At 45.1% G+C, this 19089-nt stretch carries 20 protein-coding genes; 7 read left to right on the top strand and 13 right to left on the bottom strand.

The genetic code is table 11. The annotated features are described in order from the left end of the window. The first annotated feature begins 101 nt into the window (after nt 1-101). Nucleotides 102-2615 (top strand): histidine kinase N-terminal 7TM domain-containing protein, encoded by a 2514-nt coding sequence (locus LEP1GSC047_RS22375; protein ID WP_010409462.1) that lies wholly within the window; start codon nt 102-104, stop codon nt 2613-2615. Nucleotides 2616-2638: 23 nt separating this feature from the next. Here the strand turns inward: LEP1GSC047_RS22375 and LEP1GSC047_RS14310 are convergent, their stop codons facing one another. The 4 genes from LEP1GSC047_RS14310 to efp all read right to left on the bottom strand — a co-directional run bounded on the left by LEP1GSC047_RS14310 (nt 2639) and on the right by efp (nt 5213). Further along, nucleotides 2639-3319, bottom strand: a complete 681-nt coding sequence (locus tag LEP1GSC047_RS14310; RefSeq protein ID WP_010409460.1) for an SDR family NAD(P)-dependent oxidoreductase — start codon at nt 3317-3319, stop codon at nt 2639-2641. A 6-nt stretch (nt 3320-3325) separates the two neighbouring features. Further along, nucleotides 3326-3961: a methylthioribulose 1-phosphate dehydratase gene (mtnB, locus tag LEP1GSC047_RS14305; RefSeq protein ID WP_010409458.1), complete on the bottom strand. Its 636-nt coding sequence runs from the start codon at nt 3959-3961 to the stop codon at nt 3326-3328. A gap of 5 nt (nt 3962-3966) precedes the next feature. Beyond that, nucleotides 3967-4500, bottom strand: a complete 534-nt coding sequence (locus LEP1GSC047_RS14300) for a 1,2-dihydroxy-3-keto-5-methylthiopentene dioxygenase (protein WP_010409457.1) — start codon at nt 4498-4500, stop codon at nt 3967-3969. 146 nt (nt 4501-4646) lie between these two features. Beyond that, on the bottom strand, nt 4647-5213 hold the full coding sequence (gene efp, locus LEP1GSC047_RS14295; protein ID WP_020988893.1) for an elongation factor P: 567 nt from the start codon (nt 5211-5213) through the stop codon (nt 4647-4649). Nucleotides 5214-5875: 662 nt separating this feature from the next. Between efp and LEP1GSC047_RS14290 the strand changes: the two genes are divergently transcribed. From LEP1GSC047_RS14290 to LEP1GSC047_RS14270, 5 genes are all read left to right on the top strand, one after another. After that, nucleotides 5876-6196 carry a hypothetical protein gene (locus LEP1GSC047_RS14290; RefSeq protein ID WP_010409451.1) on the top strand — a complete coding sequence of 107 codons (321 nt, stop codon included), beginning with the start codon at nt 5876-5878 and terminating at the stop codon, nt 6194-6196. Between the two features lie 272 nt (nt 6197-6468). Beyond that, nucleotides 6469-7578: a KamA family radical SAM protein gene (locus LEP1GSC047_RS14285; RefSeq protein ID WP_039935237.1), complete on the top strand. Its 1110-nt coding sequence runs from the start codon at nt 6469-6471 to the stop codon at nt 7576-7578. Continuing rightward, nucleotides 7562-8101 (top strand): hypothetical protein, encoded by a 540-nt coding sequence (locus LEP1GSC047_RS14280; RefSeq protein ID WP_010409447.1) that lies wholly within the window; start codon nt 7562-7564, stop codon nt 8099-8101. The genes LEP1GSC047_RS14285 and LEP1GSC047_RS14280 overlap by 17 nt, the downstream gene beginning before the upstream one ends. 328 nt (nt 8102-8429) lie before the next feature. After that, nucleotides 8430-8636 (top strand): hypothetical protein, encoded by a 207-nt coding sequence (locus tag LEP1GSC047_RS14275; protein WP_010409445.1) that lies wholly within the window; start codon nt 8430-8432, stop codon nt 8634-8636. A gap of 9 nt (nt 8637-8645) precedes the next feature. Further along, nucleotides 8646-9401, top strand: a complete 756-nt coding sequence (locus LEP1GSC047_RS14270; protein ID WP_010409442.1) for a hypothetical protein — start codon at nt 8646-8648, stop codon at nt 9399-9401. Nucleotides 9402-9437: 36 nt separating this feature from the next. On the opposite strand, the gene LEP1GSC047_RS14265 is transcribed toward LEP1GSC047_RS14270, so the two are convergent. Then, nucleotides 9438-11021: a phytoene desaturase family protein gene (locus LEP1GSC047_RS14265; RefSeq protein WP_010409440.1), complete on the bottom strand. Its 1584-nt coding sequence runs from the start codon at nt 11019-11021 to the stop codon at nt 9438-9440. Nucleotides 11022-11108: 87 nt separating this feature from the next. Between LEP1GSC047_RS14265 and LEP1GSC047_RS14260 the strand changes: the two genes are divergently transcribed. Next, nucleotides 11109-11729 carry a TetR/AcrR family transcriptional regulator gene (locus tag LEP1GSC047_RS14260; protein WP_010409438.1) on the top strand — a complete coding sequence of 207 codons (621 nt, stop codon included), beginning with the start codon at nt 11109-11111 and terminating at the stop codon, nt 11727-11729. Between the two features lie 40 nt (nt 11730-11769). Here LEP1GSC047_RS14260 and LEP1GSC047_RS14255 read toward each other — a convergent pair whose 3' ends face one another. The 8 genes from LEP1GSC047_RS14255 to pyrF all read right to left on the bottom strand — a co-directional run bounded on the left by LEP1GSC047_RS14255 (nt 11770) and on the right by pyrF (nt 19087). Then, nucleotides 11770-12801 (bottom strand): SAM-dependent methyltransferase, encoded by a 1032-nt coding sequence (locus LEP1GSC047_RS14255; protein WP_010409436.1) that lies wholly within the window; start codon nt 12799-12801, stop codon nt 11770-11772. A gap of 84 nt (nt 12802-12885) precedes the next feature. After that, nucleotides 12886-13677 carry a DUF1295 domain-containing protein gene (locus tag LEP1GSC047_RS14250; RefSeq protein WP_020988939.1) on the bottom strand — a complete coding sequence of 264 codons (792 nt, stop codon included), beginning with the start codon at nt 13675-13677 and terminating at the stop codon, nt 12886-12888. A 17-nt stretch (nt 13678-13694) separates the two neighbouring features. After that, entirely contained in the window at nt 13695-14153 is a 459-nt protein-coding gene (locus LEP1GSC047_RS14245) for a DUF2062 domain-containing protein (RefSeq protein WP_238325591.1), read from the bottom strand. Between the two features lie 41 nt (nt 14154-14194). Then, nucleotides 14195-15493 (bottom strand): SAM-dependent methyltransferase, encoded by a 1299-nt coding sequence (locus LEP1GSC047_RS14240; protein ID WP_010409431.1) that lies wholly within the window; start codon nt 15491-15493, stop codon nt 14195-14197. Then, on the bottom strand, nt 15480-16262 hold the full coding sequence (locus LEP1GSC047_RS14235) for a DUF1365 domain-containing protein (protein ID WP_010409430.1): 783 nt from the start codon (nt 16260-16262) through the stop codon (nt 15480-15482). Before LEP1GSC047_RS14235 ends, LEP1GSC047_RS14240 begins: the two co-directional genes overlap by 14 nt. Continuing rightward, nucleotides 16253-17530, bottom strand: coding sequence for an NAD(P)/FAD-dependent oxidoreductase (locus LEP1GSC047_RS14230; RefSeq protein WP_238325599.1), 1278 nt, complete (start codon nt 17528-17530; stop codon nt 16253-16255). Before LEP1GSC047_RS14230 ends, LEP1GSC047_RS14235 begins: the two co-directional genes overlap by 10 nt. Nucleotides 17531-17712: 182 nt before the next feature. Further along, on the bottom strand, nt 17713-18168 hold the full coding sequence (locus LEP1GSC047_RS14225) for a YqaA family protein (RefSeq protein ID WP_010409427.1): 456 nt from the start codon (nt 18166-18168) through the stop codon (nt 17713-17715). A gap of 106 nt (nt 18169-18274) precedes the next feature. Then, complete coding sequence (gene pyrF / locus LEP1GSC047_RS14220) at nt 18275-19087, bottom strand: orotidine-5'-phosphate decarboxylase (protein WP_010409425.1); 813 nt, start codon at nt 19085-19087, stop codon at nt 18275-18277. Nucleotides 19088-19089: the final 2 nt, after the last annotated feature.

Genomic DNA, 19089 nt, shown 5'->3' with positions numbered 1-19089 from the left:
AAAAATTTGTATCGTAAATCCTAGATTATCCGGAAATTCTTTTTGGATAGAATCTCCGCCGCAAGGGTCTTGATAAAATACGCATGGATGTCGGAAATCAAATGTTTGAATGGTTTCGTTGGACGCCCTATGCATTACTGCCCGTTCTCAGTTTTATACTCTCCTTCCTAACCTTATACCTCTCTATTCGAAATCGGAATACCCCCGGTTCGAGAGAATTTACCGGCGTTTCATTCGGAATGCTCCTCTATAGTTTCGGTTATTTTTGGGAAATGGTTTGCATCAGATCCGATAATATCCTATTTTGGGATAACTTTCAATTCCTAGGGCCGGATATCATCGTTACGGCTCTACCGTTTCTTTGCATGAGAGTCGTGAATTTGGATAGATTCATCAAACCGATTACCGTACTTCTCTTTGCAGCCCTTCCTATCTCCGTAGAAACGATCGTTTGGTTCGGAAAACCCGAATGGATTCGATCTTCTTTTTACTTTGATGATACCGCACCTTGGAGAGCCTTAGTTTACGAATATGGGCCTTGGATGAACGTCTACGTCTATAATTTCTTGGTCATATTCGCTCTTTGTCTGCTTGTCCTTCTTGCGGGCACGATCTTTCAAAGAGGATTTCACCGAATCCGGAGCCTCGTTTTCCTAATCGCTCTGAGCATTCCATTTATCGGGCAAATCATGACGGTGGCAAAATTCGTTCCTTTCGTTCATCCTAAGCTCGACATCTTCCCGTTAGTCGCTAGTTTCTCTTGCTTAATCTGCGTCTACGGTCTTTTTTACTTTCGGATTTTGGATTTGATTCCCCTGGCCAGAAACCAAGTCTTCGAATGGATTCAAGATGCGGTTTTTGTTCTAAATCGCGAAAGTTATATTATAGATTGCAACCAAGCCGCTCTAAATCTGATCGGAACTCCTCGGCTTCGCGGAGATACCAAACTCTCCCGATTTCTTCCGGATCTAGTCGAGACACTCGATGATTGCGCGATGCGTCGACGAACTACGACCGAATGGAAGCGTCCTGGTTTAATTTCGATCGGATACTATGACGTATCGATCAAACCGCTCGGAGAATTCGATTCCATTGTTCGAATCGTTACGCTACGGGAGATTACGGAGCGCGTCCTGGAAGAAAAGAAGATTTCCGAAAGACGCGATATTCTGCAAAGTATTTTAGATTCCACTAAAATACTTTTTCTGGTCCTAGACGGAGAAGGACGATTAATTTTGGTCAATAAAGCCTGTCAGGAAGTGACCGGATATGATCTCCCGCAATTGGAAGGAAAATCGTTTTGGGAAGTGGTTCTTTTTCCGGACGATAAGAATCGGGTTTTTAGAATATTTAACAAGAGGTTCGGTCCTAAACGGTTTCCCAGCCGGACCAATATTCATCTCAAACGCCAAGACGGAAAGTCAAGGTACACCGTTTGGGAACATAAAGAAGTGCGGGACCGAGAAGGGAAATTGCTTTATGTTATTTCGACCGGTGCGGACGTAACCGGCTTAGAGGAGGCGGAAGGCCGAATTCACACTCTCCAGCGAGCGAACGAAGAAATTTCCGATAAGAACGCGATCATCGAGCTGCAAAAGAAGGAACTCGAAGAAGCCCTTCTGAACTTAAAACGAACTCAATCACAACTCATTCAAACTTCCAAGCTGGCCGACCTGGGACAACTTGCAGCCGGAATCGCTCACGAAATCAATAATCCGATCGGAGCCATCCATGCGGCCGGGCATAATATTCTTTCACATCTAGGTAAAATTAGAAGCGGGATCCGAACCGAGTTGAACAAGTTGACGAAGCTCACCGACAAGGAATGGAATCTTTTCGAGGAGCTTATCCGGCGAGGAATCGATTCCAAAGAAATGACGATCGGATTGGAACGAAGGAGAGTGCTTGCACAATTGAAGGAAGAAATGAATACCTGCAACGTCTTACTACCGGATGAAACAGCCGAATTGCTTGTGGATCACGGAATCATTTCCGATTGGAAAAAATTTCTTCCGTTAGTGACCGAAGCGAAAACCAGGGATCTGCTTCCTTTCTTTTTGAATTTATTGGGACCCGAGCAAAGCGTGGCTACAATTCGAACGGCCGTGGAACGTTCTTCCAAAATCGTTTATGCTCTCCGAAGCTTCGCCCATTTCGAGTCTTCCCAGCGCAAACGGATTTTTTCTTTAAAGGATAACGTGGATACGGTGTTGACTCTCTATCAGAATCTATTCAAACATGGGGTCGAAGTTTCCACGGATCTAAAAGATGTTCCTTCCTTTCTAGGTTTTCCCGACGATTTGATGCATCTTTGGACGAATCTGATTATGAACTCGGTTCAAGCCATGAACTATAAGGGGAAATTATCCATTCGAGCGCATGTGGATGGAGACGAGGTTTTGGTATCGATCGAAGATAACGGTCCCGGAATTCCGACCGAAACCAAGGATAGAGTGTTCGAGGTCTTCTTTACCACAAAGGCCCTGGGGGAAGGATCGGGGCTGGGCTTGGATATCGCCAAACGGATCGTCGAAAAACACCAGGGTAAAATTTGGTTCGAATCGAACCCGGGCAAAACGGTCTTCCACGTATCGCTGCCCTTTGAAAAATCCTGAAATCCGGGAAATGTATTAAAATATCATAATATTCCCTTGGGTGGCAAAAAAACGATCTCATCCAAATTGAATGTCATCGGCTGAAACGAAAGATTCGCCAGAAAATCCGCCGCGTCCTCGACCGGAATCATGTCCCTGCGATCGAATTCGTCTCTACCGTCCCAAACAGGCGTATCGATAGCTCCCGCGTAGACTATGCTGACGCGGATTTCCCTGGTCTTCCACTCTTCTCGAATTGCCTTGGCAAAACCCGCAATCCCGTGCTTAGATGCGCAGTATGCGGAGGATTGAGGAAATCCTTGGCGACCGGCAGTGGAAGACAAATAGCAAAGTAGAGAGCCTTTGCCGAAAAGGGAGGACAACTCCTTGGTCAGCAAGTACGGAGCCGTTAAATTGAGAGCCAAATGTTTTTCCCAATCCTCCAAGGATACGGTTTCGACGGATCGAAATAGTCCATCTCCGAAAGTGAAGTACAGCGCATCCAAACGGTTCCAATGCAGTCTCAAAGTATGACAAAAATTCGAAAGGCTTTTTACATCGGCGAGATCGCAGGCATAATTGACGCCTGCCTTTAAGGATTGGACGACGGGAACCCCTCGACGGGAAATTCCGATCGCTTCCACATCGGGAAGAGCATGCAGTTTTTCTAATAGAGAGCGTCCGATTCCCGTTCCCGCTCCTGCAACCAATATCTTCTTGGACATTTTAGGTCATCTAGAAAGTGCTTGGACTTTCAGTATAAAATCGACGGCTTCCAAATGTCGATTCGCTCGGGTAAGATCCTTTCCCCAAACCGTGATGCCGTGATTTTCAATGATACAGAACGGAACCCTAGGCTTCTTTTCTTCCAGGTAGGTTTGAAGAGCGTCCGATATTTCCTGTACCACAGGAAAATTATAAATGACGGGAGCAAAGACCTGAGGGCTTTCATCCCAAATTCCGAACGCTTTAATAATTTCTAAAGAAGGTAAATTCCATTCCCGCACAGGAGATTCTTCGGTGACTCCCGATCGAATTAGATTGGACTCGGGAGTATGCACATGCAAGGAACATCCGATTTCCGGAAAAGCCTTATAAACGGCCCGGTGGATGGAAGTTTCCGCCGAAGGCTTCAATCCTTCCCGCCCTTTCCATCCTTCGATCACTTTTCCCGTTTCGATATCGACGGGTAAGAAATCCTTTTTGCTCAGAAGGTTTTTATCCAACCCGCTTCCGCTCACCCAAAAAACATCGGGCTTCTTCAAATCGCGAAGGGAAAGATTCCCGGCTGTTCCGGGCATCCAACCCTTCGAATGGTACAGAACTCCCGACTTGGCGAGTCGGGAGAGTTCTTTTTTAACGGACATTCTTGTCAGACAAGAACCGTGGTTTCTTCCACATAATTAGGAACCCAACCGCTCATATCCTGGAAATAGCGAACCGCTTTGATTCTTTTCTTTTCGTCGAGAGTAAACCAATGGTTCGTATTTTTCGGTACGGAAATGAAATCGTTCTTTTCAACCTTTACGAGAAACTTTTCCCCGTTCAGGGAAAATCCGAATATCCCGGAACCGTCCACGATGTAACGGACTTCGGCATCAGTATGATAATGAACCTTATCGAACTTAGCAAGCATCTCGGATAAGCCGGGCACCTGCGGATGAAGCACGATTAAATCTCTGGATTGATATCCTTCTTCTTCCTTTAACGTTTCAAAGCGATTATCTAGGTTTTTAAGAAGAGTTTCCTTTTCATCGTCGGAAAGAACTTCCTTATCGGTTAAGTTGTCGGAAGACGCGGGCACATGCCAATGATCGTATTCGATTCCTCGTTTTTTCAGGAAGGATTTTACTTCCGAATTGTCTTTGATTTCCGGTAACCCGGGCTTCTGAACGATAGTCGCCATAACTCATTCTCCTTGGGTGTCGTACTTTTCCCTAAAAAAGCTCCCGACCAAAAACGAACCCGACCGTCGGGGAAGATCCGAATCCGGTTTTTTATTTTTACCGATATCGGAATCCAAGTATGCCGTATAAAAGAAGAATCTTCTACTTATTTATTGACTCTTTCCACGTAAGATAAGTCGCGAAGATCTATCTTAACAACGTCGCCTTGCTTTACAAAAATCGGAACATTAATTTCACCGCCGGTTTCCACGGTAACTCGCTTTAACGCCGTGCCGGAGGTGTCCCCTTTGAGACCTTCTTCCGCATAGGTGACCTGTAAAATAGCGAAGTTCGGAGGAATTACACCTATCGGTTTCCCTTCGTAAAAGGAAACTTCCATCGGAGTTTCTTCCTTTAAGTACGGAAGAATGTCTTCTAGATACTCTTTTGAGACCGGGATTTGCTCGAAATCGTTCGTATCCATAAAGATTATATCATCTCCCTCGGAATAGCAGATAGTCATCTGCCGTTTTTCGAGTTCTACGGATTCCAATTTCTCCGCAGCCTTGAACGTCCTCTCGATGGAACTATTGCGGACCAAATTTTTCAACTTTGTACGGATAAAAGCGGATCCCTTGCCGGGATTGACGAATTCGCTCTTGATAACTGTGTAGAGTTCGCCCTCTACTTTAAGGACCATGCCCTTCTTAACTTCGGTAATGCCTAAGTTCATAAACGACCTAAAAAAAGGATTGCGCTCCTTCTATATCGGAGCCGGAAGGCGGGGTGTCAAGGAAAAAGAACACCTCCGATCGCGACGAACCAGGCCGAAATTCATTCCTGTACATCTAATACTTGCCGGGGTAAAATCGAACGATGTTTCGGCTGCAGGCTAAAAAGCTCCAGCGTTGAAAAATATTGACCGATCGCAAAATCCGAAAAATTTTCCTAGTTCGTCTTCATCGCACGCACTCGGGTCCTCTCTAGTTGATATACGTCGAGAGAGTTTGATCGATCTCGGATCTATTCGGAAACGATAGTAGGAAGCCGTCGATTATTTTCGAATGCTTGTCTCCGTCGTTAAAATTGAATGACGAAATGCGATCCTAAACGATTCGACAGGACGGATAAAAAACGCGATCGGGATTCCTGACAATTGGCAGCGCACAAATAACGAAAAAGGAAACATAAAAACGACTTCGTTTTCATAGTCTGTGGCATTGAAAAAATTCCGAGTATGAAAATCGGCGACTGCACTAACCCGAACATAGTAGAAAGTCGATAGAAAGAAGAATGAATTTTCTCTTTTTTGCCCTAACTTTCATTTTTCAATTTTTTTTTGCCGGAAAAAGGTTGCCTAAGCTTTTTTTCACCGTCTATACTTGCTAAAGGCGTATGAAACGATTCGGCATTTTATTTCTGGCTACGTTTCTCTCCGTGATCTTTGTCTCCGATATTTTGGGACAGGATTCTACAGGGGGAAAGGTTCGTGTATTACAGAAAAAAATCAAAGTCCGGGAATATACGGAAATAGTTTCTCAGCGTCATACCTATCTTTCTTCCGGAGAAGATGATAAGGGGCTGATTTTCGGAACACGTTCCCAATTTCTATACGGAGCCGACCATCATTCGGATTACGGTTCTCGTATCCATGAGCCGATTCTCATTCGCCATACTCTATCCTATCATTATCTTTTTCTTCCTCCCCCGGCCTGAATCGAACAGTCAGTTCTGTAAGTCCTCTGGGAGGTTGTTCCCGGGAGAAATTCTCAACGGTTTCGGGCAAAAACTCCGTTGTTATACATAGAAAGCGGGAACCCGCTCATCCTTCTCCTAAGTCTCCAACCTAAATTGATGAGTACATCTCCCTGAGGTTTCTATAAATAAAAAACCTCTATCGGAAACCTCTTGGTTTCCGATTTTTTTGTTTGGATACTTCAGTTGACGCCCTCGGCTCCTCGCCAATACAAGAACGGAGGAGCAAAAATCTGGGATCTTACTCCGTAAGCAATCAGCCTTCTCTCACCGACAAAACGAATTGGTGGGACTGGAAATGGCAAATCCAACATCGGATCAAGGATGAGGACGGGTTAAGCGAATATTTAGAGCTTACCGACCCGGAAAAAGAATCGCTGCGGGATTGCAGCGAACTTTTTTCCTTTTCCGCAACTCCGTATTACTTGAAGCTTGCGGATCCATCCGATCCGCTCTGCCCGATCCGTCTACAAATCCTTCCTCGAAAAGAAGAACTAACTCCGCGAATTTGGGATCGAATCGATCCTCTCGCGGAAGAATCACATATGCCGGTGCGAGGAGTCACGCATCGGTATCCGGATCGGGCACTCTGGTATCTTTCCCATGTATGCGCCGTTTATTGTCGTTTTTGTACTCGAAAAAGAAAAGTATCTCGTTCAACAGAAACTCCGAGCTTAGAGGACTGGAAGGAAGCTCTGAATTACTTCCGAGCGCATACCGAAATTAGAGAAGTCATTCTTTCCGGCGGAGATCCGCTAAATCTCTCCGACGCTAAACTCGATTATCTACTGGGTGAATTAAAATCGATTTCGCATATCAACCAAATTAGAATTCACACCCGCTATCCGGTGACCTTACCTATGCGAATCACGGAAGAACTTTGTTCGGTCCTACGCAAACATTTTCCGGTTTTCCTAGTCACTCATTTTAATCATCCTAAGGAACTTACTCCGACTGCGATAGAAAGAGTCGGACGTTTGATTAAGGAGGGTGCGGTCCTAGTTCTAAACCAAGCGGTTCTCCTGAAAGGAATTAACGATTCGGTCGAAACGCTTACCGATTTATTTTATGGACTGACGGCCGCCGGAATCAAACCTTATTATCTGCATCATTGCGACGAGGTGTACGGTTCCTCTCATTTTCGAGTACCTATCTCTCGAGGAGTAGAACTGATGAAGTCTATCCGAGGAAGAATCAGCGGCCTCTGCATCCCTTTATATGTAGTCGACCTTACGGGCGGCGGCGGAAAAGTTCCGCTGCCTACGGACTATCTGGAAGAAACAAAATCTTCCTCGTACGTGTTTAGAAATTACCGAGGAGACCTGTATGAGATCGGTTATTAGTTTTGTCGCGCTTCTCTTATTCTGCTCCGATTGTAAAACCGCTATGACCGAGGGGAAAGCTTCCGTCGTCGAAAATCCCTCGATGCTTCGCTTGAACTACGATATCGTTTATGCCACCCAGGGGAATGCCGTTTTGTTGGACTCGGGACGTTTGTTTGCTCGAGGACTTTATTACGACTGCAAGGTAGCCGACGTAAATTCCAGCTTTGATCGATTCCGCGCATCCTCGTACACGGAAGATAATGCGAATGATTTTCGTCAGCTGGTTCCCGAATCGGAGCAGGCAAAAATGAACGGGCGCCAGTTCCAGTATTTCCCCATGAAGGAAGACACTCGGTCCACCGTTTTCTCGGGTTGTTTTCATAAATCCTCTCCGGAACTCTGTTATGTACGCTGGGAATGGCAAAGAGGGAATTTCATCATCGTCTTTGAAACCGAGGTCGAAAATAAAAAGGGCCTGAGCACCCTGGAGCTAGGCAAGGAATTCCATGGTTTTGTAAGTCGGGGAATTCGAGCCTTTTAATCTAGGTTTGTTTTTGTCATAATTTGGACCAAGATACCGTTACTCAAAGGTTTGGTCTAGTTTGTAGGAACTTCGACACGGAAATCCGTCGAAGTTCCTACAAATTTCCTATGCTAAAAACGATTTTCCGACTCTTACTATTCTGAAATGAGGCTTTTCCCGCCTTGAATCCGATCCGTTGCCATCCCGTTACGGCACAGACCTGCGGACCGTAGGAGGGCTTACGATACAGCTTCTACACGGTCGCTAATTCGTATTTTCTTGACCGAATCCGTTCCGGCAACTACCCTATCCGTGCAAGGGGTTTTGCCCCGGGATTCGAAGGAAAATGTGGTTAAAATTAGGGGATACCGAAGTCATCAATTTGGACTTTATTTCCTCCATTAAAAAAAACGTGGCCGGTAACTCGATAGAGATTACCTATCACGACTTTAACCATATTAAGTCCCTACCCTTCGGAGATGCGGAAGCGAGGGACAAGGCTTACAAAGCGATTTTAGAGAATCTTTCTAGAATGCGGTTGTTTTTCGAATGAGAAAAGGACATGGAAAGAATTAAGGAAAATCTCTCAAGCGTATCTTCGCTTAAGCCGTTTGAACTGATCTTCTACGGATCGAGACAAAGAGGCGACGGAACCCTCATATCCGATTTTAATTTTTTTCTATTAGCCGATCCGTCGGACCAACTGAAAAGCAATTTCATTCGTGAAATTAATCAAGCGTTAGAACCCTTACAATCTCAAGGCCCCGTAAATTTGGTTTCGGGAGACTGGGACAGTTTTCGATTAAGGATGAAATGCTTCGATCCCGGAGCCGTTCATATATGCGAAATCGGTGAGCCGTATTTCGGTTCCGAATATTTTCCTATCATCAAGGAAGAATGGGACAAGATCAAAGTCGAATCCGTCGATGTTTTAAATGCAGGAAAATATTTACGCAAACGATATCGATTCTTTAAAGGCATTGTCCCGAGAAACACCAAAGAAGATGTTCTTCGCATGGAGCGACTCTTGGCGATCTATTTACAAACTTGGATGTTTCGCCATATCGACGATGTGAGTGTTGCCGAGATCGTCAATTCGGATATTCCTTCCCGCATCGGACAAATGTTTCGAGGTCTGTATTCAAAGGAAGCGAAAGGAAACGTCATCGAACTCACCGATCTATATGATGAAATCGTAAAATTGAAGGCCGAGCTTAAAAACCCGGACTCCCCTTTCTCGGCCGAACGATTCCAACAAATCAAGGAAACTCTTCGATTCGAAGAGAAAGAAATTCGCATCCTAAAATTGAACTATTAGAATGCCCGACTCGAAATCGCGTCGGACATTCTTTCCTTAGTTACGAAGTTCTTTTAATAGAGCGCTGCTCCCTACGACTGCAGTCGCCGCTGCGAGCCCGGCCATCATCGCGCCTGCAATGCCCGGAGATCCCGCGTCCGCTCCCGTGAGAAAAAGGCCTGAGATGGGAGTTCGAACGTCGAACCAAGGACATTTTTCCTTATCATATCTTTCCGCGACGCAGGCGAGTCCGTAGATCGCGCCGTCAGGATGAGACGTGAAATGCTCGTTCGTGATAGGAGTGGATAACTCTGAAAATTCCACTAGCTTTGAGAAACCCGGAAATCTGGACTCTATCGTGGATAAGATCCGACTCGTAATTTTTTCCTTTAGAACCTTATAATCCTCTCCTCTCTTCTTCCAAGGAAGCGATTTCCATTCCACGAAATTTTCGTAATCGGTGAATGTAATCACGTCGGCGGTATGGCTTTTCGCTTCCGGGTTTTTCAAACTCGGAAAGGAAACATACAAATTCGGAATTTCTCCCGACCTATTGATCCAGTCGTTCCTTTCGGAGAAATTCTTATCGTGATCATGGGATGAAAAAATCCAGTAGTTCTCCCCTTTAAACCCCAACTTGGCAGGACTATCGGAAAGTCCTAAATACAAACAAAGACTCGTCGTCATCTTTTCCCGATCGTAAAAATCTTTCAGTTTTTCCCGAAACGAAATCGGAACCGATTCGGGAATCAATTTCGTATAAGTCGGGTACGCTCCGGCGCAGGAAATCACCACCGGCGCAAAAAAATCCCTCTCAAGTCCTTCCCCCCTCAGAGCCTTGGTCTTGACCCCGATCGCCTTACCGTCCCGAATCAGAACTTCCCGAACTTCCACGGAGGACAAAACGTCTCCACCGCCCGCCTTAACGATAGGCTCGATCGAATCGAAAATTTTTCCTGCACCTCCGACCGGGTAGTATCCGCCGTTTATATAATGTTGTACTAACGAAGCGTGCATGGCAAACGCGACCTTCGAAGGAGGCAACCCATGGTCTCCCCACTGAGCGGCCAAAATTCCCTTTAACTCTTCGTTTTTGAAATTCGCGTCAAAATACTCTTTCAATGTGGTGATCGTCGGATCTCCCAGTAAATCGGAGAAGGCTTCCAGTGACGGGGGAGATAATCGTAGCATCATCGATTTACCGAATAAGGCGGTGATTTTCTTGATATCTTTCAGATAACGCTCGATCGCCTCCTGCTCTTCCGGAAACTGTAGAATCAAGTCGTCTTTAAATCTTGCAGGATCACCGTAAATATCGAACGTTCTAGATGGAAAGACTAATCTCTCGAAGGGATCAGGCATCCGCTTCCAGCGAACCCCTTTTTTGGTAATCTTATCCGAAAGCTTTCTGCACAGGCCCTCTTCGTGCATATCCCCCACATAATGAATTCCTACGTCCCAATGGAATTTTCCCTGCTTTCTTTGGAATTCATGGGTGAACCCTCCCGGTTGAAAATGCTTTTCCAAAATGAGCACTTTCTTGCCGGCGAACTGGGTCAAAAGACTCGCTGCCGTCAGACTTCCCATTCCGGAGCCTATAAAAATAACGTCGTATCGGTTTTCCGAATTTTCGATTTCCATTGACAAAACCCTCTCCTTCCTGAATGTTAACGGTGATTACATTCGGGAACAAATGTAATACTCGTCAACAATGTGATAGATGTCAACATGAAAAACGCCCCCGACAAAAATTCCTATCATCACGGCGATCTGAAACGGGCTCTTTTGGATGCTTCGATCCGTATTTTAAAGGAAGAAGGCTATAAGGCACTCAGCCTACGAAAAGCCGCCATGCTTGCCGGAGTCAGTCAATCCGCTCCTTATAGGCATTATAGCGATCTCGAATCCCTTTACGCCGATATCGCGGAAGAAGGTTTTAAATTATTGTCCGAACGTCAGCGAAAAATTCAGTCGAAATACCGGACAAATCCGCTTTTACTTTTTAGGGAAGCAGGGGTGTCCTACGTTGAATTCGCCCTGGAACACCAAGATTTGTTTAGAATCATGTACGGGAATCAGATCGAAAGTCATTTGAAATACGAATCACTAGTCAAGATGGAGGATGAATCTTTTCGGATCATCGTAGAGATCATCCAAGCCTGCGAAGCTGCCGGGCTCATCAAAACGGACAGCGTCGAAAAATCCGCCATCGCCGCGTGGACCATGGTGCATGGAATCGCAGTACTTTTATCGGGAAAGCAAGTCATGTTTCGCTCGGTGGAATTACGTAAAGCGAGAAAGATAACGAAGGATTTGATTTTCTTCCTATACACGGGCATGAAAGCATAACGGCAATCGGGAACGGACGTCGGCGAAGCGAGTTAGAAAATTAAGCTTTCTTAAACAAATAATGGGAGACGATCCATTCCTCGCCTCCTCGATATTTCCATAATTCCGCACAGGCCATAAAGAATACTTTCCAGTAAACGAACCACTTAACGGCTTGATCGGAGCCGTAGGTATCGCCTAAAATGCGGAGTATCTCGTTTCGATGCAAATACATATTGGACAACCAGGCTTCCGAAGTAAGCCCGTAATGAGTTCCGTTAACGACCCATTGATCCTCTATCAAGAAATCCTTTTGGAAATGCAAAAGCAGATTATGAGACGGCATTTGACCCCCCGTAAAGAAATATTTCGCCATCCAATCGGTGTCATCCACCACCTCGAACGGATATGCATAGTCCTTATGAGTGAATATATGCACGAAGAATAATCCTTTAGGTTTCAGAAATCCCGCCAATCTCTCGAACAAGACTTCGTAATTTCTCATATGTTCCAGCATTTCAACGGATAGAATGCGATCGAACTTTACGGAAGTCTTAAATACGTTCATGTCCATAGTCAGAATCGTAAGGTTCCTCAATCCTCTCTTCTTGGCTTCTCCGTCGATGAAGACCTTTTGGCTTTTGGAATTGGAAACCCCCATGACTCTGCATCCCGGATATTTCTCGGCAATGTACAAAGAAAGCGATCCCCATCCGCAACCTAAATCCAAGACGCTCATTCCGTCCGATAAATTAGCTCGATCACAGGTCAACTGAAGCATCGTCCGCTCCGATTCGTCGATTCCCACTGCGGGGGAGGCCCAATATCCCGAGCTGTATTTCATATGCTTTCCCAAGATTAACTTGAAAAAATCGGCGGGAACTTCGTAATGTTGTTCGTTAGCAGCTTTCGTATGAACCGCTATCGGAGAAGCTTTAAGGGCACGGATATATTCCATTAGATGTTCTTGGTTCTTTTCGAAAGTCCCTCGATTCTCCCGGCGTAATCGTAATCGCAAAAGCCGGCGAATTCGAAACCGAATCAACCGGTCAGGAAATACGTCCTGCTCCAATAAATTATATAGAAAGTTCATTCGCTAATTCCTTCTTCATATAATGATGGCCGAACGATTATAGGAGTTCCCGGATAAGATGAGTCGGACCCCGCAAATTCTCTTTTATTTCTTAGGAAACCAAGGGAAGAAAGAGCTGGTCCTTTCCCGGTACTCCCGGTATGCCTGACCCTTCGATTTTAATTGTCCCTCTTCGTTTAACGGAATGCCGGTAATTTGAGTCAGCAATAGGAACATAACGATAGGAGATAATAAACCGATCCATCCCCAAGGAGAAGCCAAGGAAACTAACCCGAAAGATACCCAAACCGACCATTCGAAGAAATAATTGGGATGCCTGCTATACCTCCAAAGTCCGACGTCGCAAACCTTCCCTCGGTTTAAAGGATTCAGCTTGAAGTCGGCCAATTGAGAATCCGAGATCGATTCTCCTAATACGCTGATCGCAAAAAAAACTAAGCCGAAAATTTCCAAAGGATGAATTGCCGTAGAAGCGTTCAAGGCGGGAAATATGAACGGAAGACTGAGAGCCGTCCCTAGGGCTCCTTGAAATTGAAAAACGTTAGTAAAAAATTTCCGATCGACCTTCTCTCCGTACTCCGTTCGGAAAGCGGAATATCTCGGATCCTCATGGCCGGTAAGAACGCGAGTCACTAATATAAAATAAGAAAGTCTCCAGCCCCATACTGTAGCCATAAACGCAAAAATGGCCTTGCGAACAGGATATCCGTCTCCAAGTACAAAATAGATAATTGCGGCGGTAGAAATACAAAGTCCCCAACCCATATCTACGATCGAATAATTGCGAATTACCTTACCTATCAGCCAAAGAAAGCTCATTAGAGCGAACACTACCGCCCAGGCAGTGAATATTAAGAATAAAGCATTTTCGTACACAAAATTCTCCTGTTCGTTCAACTTTTCGCGGAATCTTTACGAACAAGCTGATTGATTTTTTTTACGATCGGCAAAAGTATAAAGTACGAAATGATAGCGAGTAGAGGAACTATGGAACCCCAACCGACTACCGCGTAGATCGCGGAATTCGATAGACCCTCCCAGAGTTGAGAAGCGTCTCCGTCAACGAATCTATAAGCCCAACCTAAATCCAGCTCCTTGCCGGAAATTCGCGCTCCCAATTCAAGAAACGGAATCAAGAAAAGTACTTGGAAAGGGTACATTAGATAATTTGCAATCTGAACGGAAACCGGGTTGAGCCTCAGGAGAAACCCCAATAAAGCACAAAGTGCCATAGTCGTTCCGATCAAAGGAAACACGCCGATCCCCGCCCCTAACGCTAAGGACAACGCTATTTTCTCGGGAGTCGTCCCCGTTTTGAGTTCTTTAATAATAGCATCCTTCGTTTTCTGCACGAAGGATGTGGCCTTTCGGGATTTTGGAAGTTCGGATGCAGTCACGCGCGATTTAGCTTGAGATTATTCGGTCTAGTGTATACCGCTTGTACTACACTGATATTACGCATATGAAACGCGGCCGCACAATAAGAGAAATAGTATCTCCACTTTCGAATAAAAGTTTCATCGTGGCCCAATTCGCGAATTCCTAAAAGATTGCTCTCAAAACTCTGAGACCAGGATAAAAGAGTACGATCATAGTTTCTTCCGATATCTTCGATTTCATGGAGAAACATATCGCTAGTACGATTAATCGCTTGGTTGATTCTGGCAATCGAAGGAATCAAAGAGCCGGGGAAAATATGCTTTTGTATAAAATCGATTCCTTTGCGGAAGGATTCATAGCGGGAATCGGGACAGGTAATAATCTGGTGAACCATCAAACCGTCCTTTTTTAAAACCCTATTGCACATCGCAAAAAAGTCCTCGAAGTATTCGTGTCCGACGGCTTCCAGCATTTCCACGGTGACAATTTTATCGTACATGCCTTCCACAAGTCGATAGTCTTTTAGTCTAACTTCGATTTTATCTTCAAGTCCCATGGATCGAATTTTCTCCGTACCGAACTTAAACTGCTCCTCGGAAATCGTGTAAGAAATCACTTTACATCCGTAATTCTTAGCCGCGTACGTCGAAAACTCGGCCCATCCCGTTCCGATTTCGAGGATATGGTCGTCCGGCTCCAGTCTCAATTTTTTACAAAGTCGCTTGATTTTGGCCGTTTGAGCTTCGGCCAACGACATGCCGGATTCCTGGAAATAGGCGCAGGAATACGTCATCGTAGAATCCAGAAATTTCTTATAGAATTCATTTCCGAGATCGTAATGTTCCACGACATTTTTTTTACTGCCGCGGATGGAGTTCGCCCTAAAAAGATGAAGGAGTCTATTTCCTATATTCATCAACGTTAAATGAAAAAAATTCTTATTAGAACCGCTAACGGAGGGGGTACTCTCGATGTTTAGAAGAAACCAGCAGATAATCGCTCGAATATCATCCGTATCCCAATCACCGTCCATATAGGATTCCGCCAAACCTATATCGCCGTAAAGAACCAATTTCTTAAAGAATACCGGATTTTTTACCTGGATCAGCGCATAATGAAATTCGGAAGAAACGGTCGAATTCGGATCCCCAATATAGGTCTGTCCTCCGTTCGGGAATAGAATCCGAAGGGATCCCTTATTCATTCCGGATAAAGCTCGAAAAAAAATCCTTCTATAAAATCCGTATCCTTCCGCGCCGACGGAGGCGCCGGATTCCAAAGGTTCGACCTTAACGAAATTATCGCTTTCCAAGATGAACTCCTATCTGCAGATCGATGTTTTCATTTTTTCGAATAAACGGAATTTTGTTTAAGTAAAGTTTCAGCGCCTGCCAATGGATCATACTTATTACTTTAAACGTAACGAACGGGTATTTGAAAAACATCCAAAGCAATCCTAGATCGGTCAATCTCCTGGCCTTTCCGGTATAGGTTGTCACGAGTACGGTCTCGCCCTTTTCGAGAGCATCGATCCGAATATTCAAGCGATCGTCCGACGGAGGATTGAGACGAAAATCGAAAACGGAGTCCAGATTTACGAACGGGGAGACGTAAAAAAATTTTCCTTCTTGTCTCCGGAAACCTCGGGCATCCAGAGTTTCCTTCCCCAAAAAGTAATGTTTCATTTCTCCGAAAGTATTCCCTACTTCCGCCACGCTACAAAGCGGTTTCCCGAATTCGTCTTCCGCAAAATAAAACGAAACCGGATTGAATGTATATCCTAGAATCCGCAAATTCGTGACTAGGGTTACCCTGCCTACCTTCTCTTTTACCCCCGCCCGATCTATGAAATCTAAAAAATTCTCCTTAATTCCCGCCTTTCCAAAATCCATATGATCGGCATCCCGAAACGAGAAGAGCCGCCCGTTATTCCTCCCGATCAGCCAAAAAGATCGATTCAGCAAATCTAATTCGTCCAAGTCGACCTGAAAGGTAAAAATTCCGTAACGAAAACGGTTTCGCTTCGGAACGCGGCGATCGTGCATTACGCTTGCTTCGATTATTTTGGAATTCAAGCCCATATCTGCCTGCCTAGCAAAGCCTCGGACAAGATCTTGGCGGACCAAAAAGCATCTTCGTGAAACCCGTATCTAAAATAACTCCCGCAAAAATAGATCGGGCCGCCTTCGTTCAATGTCGAAAGTCGCCGCTGCGCTTTCAACGATCCTACGTGAAATAAGGGGTGTTCGTATTCTATTTCCCGAATGATCTTTTTTGAAATCACTTTACCCGGATCTCCGATCGACACGTAATAGTTCTTTTTTTTAGATACGTCCTGCAAACTGTTCATCCAGTAAATCGTATGAGGACGTATCTTTCCGGCGATACTATCCATCCTATAATTCCAGGACGACCAAGTGGATTTCTTTCGGGGCATTACCGAGTCGTCCGTATGAAGGGTCGCAATATTCCTTTGATACGAAAATTGGGAAAGAAGTTCTTTCTGAAGCGAGGTGGGTTTCTTGAGTAACTTTAACGACGTATCCGCATGGGAGGCTAAAATCACCTTATCGAAGGTCTCCGTTTTTCCGCCCTTGAGAAAGACCTTTACTTTTCCGCTCGTCGTGGGTTCCACACCGATTACGGGCGTTTTTAATCGGAAAGCTTCCTTAATCGGTGCCGTTAAGCGCTTTACATATTCCTTCGATCCCCCTTCGACCGTATACCATTGATGCTGCGTATTCAATCCGAGAAATCCATGATTCAGAAAGAATCGTACTAAGGAATACGCGGGGAATTCCAGTATACTTTCCTGAGGAGTGGACCAGACTGCCGAACTCATCGGGACCAAGTAGTATTGCAGAATATCGGGATGATATCCTTCCTCACGGATGTATCGATCCAGGGAATAATCCATGTATTTGGGATCGTCCAGAATCGCGGGGGCTTCCGAGTTGAATCGATTAATGTTTAACAATAAGCGAAGAAAACGAAAATTGATTAAATTCTTTCGTTGAGCGAATAACCCGTTCAATCCCGATCCGCAAAATTCCAACCTCTCGGGTACATGTTGTACACTGAAAGACATGCTCGTTTTTTTAGTCGGAACTTTAAGATCCTCGAATAAACGCCTCAGGTTCGGATACGTAACGTGATTAAAAACGATAAAACCGGTATCGATCGGTATCGAGTTTCCGCCTTCATCCACCATAACCGTATTCGAATGGCCTCCGATATAATCCGCTTTCTCGAATATTGTGAGCCGAAATTCATCTTTTAAAAAATGAGCGCACCCCAATCCGGCGACTCCGCTTCCGATAATGGCTAACTTCGGCTTGGACCTACCGATCGGCCGGGAAGCCGTTCCAGTGGCCCTCTTTCTGGGAGCGGACTGCTTCAAGTATTTCTCCGAAAAATATTTCCTTATAGACGGATCGAGATGGCTTCTTTGTCGGAAAAAAAATTAACTTCGAAGCGCGGGAGAAAAAAGTCGGAGGCAACTAAGGATTTGTAAACCGAATGGTCGAACGTTCAGGGCAAAAGCCCGAAAGCGAGAACGATGTATCTTAAAATTCTAAGAGAGAATACTAAAGGAACAAAAATAATAAGCCGTTGATGAAGAAAACCGCTTAAAACCGTAATGGGATCGCCGATTATCGGCAAAAAAGACAGAAATAAAACGGGTATTCCCCGCCTTTTCATTACCGCTGCCCAATGGGAGTAGGTCTTGGACTGCGCTATTTTAATCTCCACTCCGTTTCGAAACCAGTAACCTAATCCGTAGTTAAAGCCGCATGCGCCACAATTTCCGACGGAGGCCCAAAAAACGGCCCGCTCCGGAGACATCCCGGAAAGAATGGCTACCGCCAAGGCCGCTTCGGAACTGAACGGCAAGAGAGTCGCCGCTGCAAAAGAAAGCGCCATCAATCCGGGCCCGCCAAATTGGGCAAGTAGCTCGGTACCTATCCGTAAAAAATCAAAGTCCATCCGATCGTATAAAGGCCGTTACGGTTAAAGCATAAGAATCTATATTAAAATTTTATACATCTATTAAACTCGATCGCGATACTTCCGCTTATCATGAAATGCGAAATCAAAAAGGAAGAAGTTTCCTCATTTGAACGGTGATCGATTCGGCCGACTTTCGAGCAGCTTCCGCAAAATCCGGTCCGGAAGACGCGAAAATAACGCTTCGAGAAGAATTAATAAGCGAATTTTTCCCGCAGACCGCGATCACATCCTCTAAAGAAGCTCCTTGCGCTCCATAACCGGGGATCAAAAATATCCGGTCCGGATGCAAGGCCCTAAGTTCTCCCAACTCGCTCGGATGAGTCGCACCGACGACCAGGCCCACGTTTCGTGCCGAAAATGTTTCGCTTAACGCTGCGACTTCTTTATACAGAGTTCTTCCCGTTTCGGAAAAAGTTTTTTTCTGGAACTGAGACGAGTCAGGATTGGAAGTCAAGCAGAGAAGAAATACCAACTTGGAAGAATCTTCCAGAAACGGTCGAATGCTATCCGCACCCATATAGGGGGATAAAGTCAAAGAATCGACTCCCAACTCTTTGAAAAAGAACTTCGCATATTGTCTGGCGGTATTATCCAAATCTCCGCGCTTCGCATCCGCAACGATCGCAATTCCCGGATAATGAATTTTTATGTGTCGAATCAGTTTTTCGAACTGAGCGATCCCTTGAGAACCGAAGGCTTCGTAAAATGCGATATTGGGCTTGTATGCGACCGCAAAGTCCGCAGTGGCATCAACGATTTCCCGGGAGAACAGGAACAGTTTTTCATACTGTCCTTCCAAAGAAGGCGGGAGTTTCGAGATATCGGGATCGATCCCTACGCATAAGAGAGAACCTAACTCCTCTCTCCGTCGAATAAATTTAGAATGAAAATCCAAGA

This window comes from Leptospira inadai serovar Lyme str. 10 (assembly GCF_000243675.2).
Taxonomy (GTDB): Bacteria; Spirochaetota; Leptospiria; order Leptospirales; family Leptospiraceae; genus Leptospira_B; species Leptospira_B inadai.
The sequence above is the reverse complement of the archived record's forward strand: the minus strand, read 5'-3'. Positions and strand labels throughout refer to the sequence as shown.

What these genes read in the sequence shown, in the direction of transcription:
- LEP1GSC047_RS22375 (WP_010409462.1), top strand. Translation starts at nt 102, where the DNA reads ATGTTTGAATGGTTTCGTTGGACGCCCTATGCATTACTGCCCGTTCTC.
- LEP1GSC047_RS14310 (WP_010409460.1), bottom strand. Translation starts at nt 3,319, where the DNA reads ATGTCCAAGAAGATATTGGTTGCAGGAGCGGGAACGGGAATCGGACGC.
- mtnB (WP_010409458.1), bottom strand. Translation starts at nt 3,961, where the DNA reads ATGTCCGTTAAAAAAGAACTCTCCCGACTCGCCAAGTCGGGAGTTCTG.
- LEP1GSC047_RS14300 (WP_010409457.1), bottom strand. Translation starts at nt 4,500, where the DNA reads ATGGCGACTATCGTTCAGAAGCCCGGGTTACCGGAAATCAAAGACAAT.
- efp (WP_020988893.1), bottom strand. Translation starts at nt 5,213, where the DNA reads ATGAACTTAGGCATTACCGAAGTTAAGAAGGGCATGGTCCTTAAAGTA.
- LEP1GSC047_RS14290 (WP_010409451.1), top strand. Translation starts at nt 5,876, where the DNA reads ATGAAACGATTCGGCATTTTATTTCTGGCTACGTTTCTCTCCGTGATC.
- LEP1GSC047_RS14280 (WP_010409447.1), top strand. Translation starts at nt 7,562, where the DNA reads ATGAGATCGGTTATTAGTTTTGTCGCGCTTCTCTTATTCTGCTCCGAT.
- LEP1GSC047_RS14275 (WP_010409445.1), top strand. Translation starts at nt 8,430, where the DNA reads ATGTGGTTAAAATTAGGGGATACCGAAGTCATCAATTTGGACTTTATT.
- LEP1GSC047_RS14270 (WP_010409442.1), top strand. Translation starts at nt 8,646, where the DNA reads ATGGAAAGAATTAAGGAAAATCTCTCAAGCGTATCTTCGCTTAAGCCG.
- LEP1GSC047_RS14265 (WP_010409440.1), bottom strand. Translation starts at nt 11,021, where the DNA reads ATGGAAATCGAAAATTCGGAAAACCGATACGACGTTATTTTTATAGGC.
- LEP1GSC047_RS14260 (WP_010409438.1), top strand. Translation starts at nt 11,109, where the DNA reads ATGAAAAACGCCCCCGACAAAAATTCCTATCATCACGGCGATCTGAAA.
- LEP1GSC047_RS14255 (WP_010409436.1), bottom strand. Translation starts at nt 12,801, where the DNA reads ATGAACTTTCTATATAATTTATTGGAGCAGGACGTATTTCCTGACCGG.
- LEP1GSC047_RS14235 (WP_010409430.1), bottom strand. Translation starts at nt 16,262, where the DNA reads ATGGGCTTGAATTCCAAAATAATCGAAGCAAGCGTAATGCACGATCGC.
- LEP1GSC047_RS14225 (WP_010409427.1), bottom strand. Translation starts at nt 18,168, where the DNA reads ATGGACTTTGATTTTTTACGGATAGGTACCGAGCTACTTGCCCAATTT.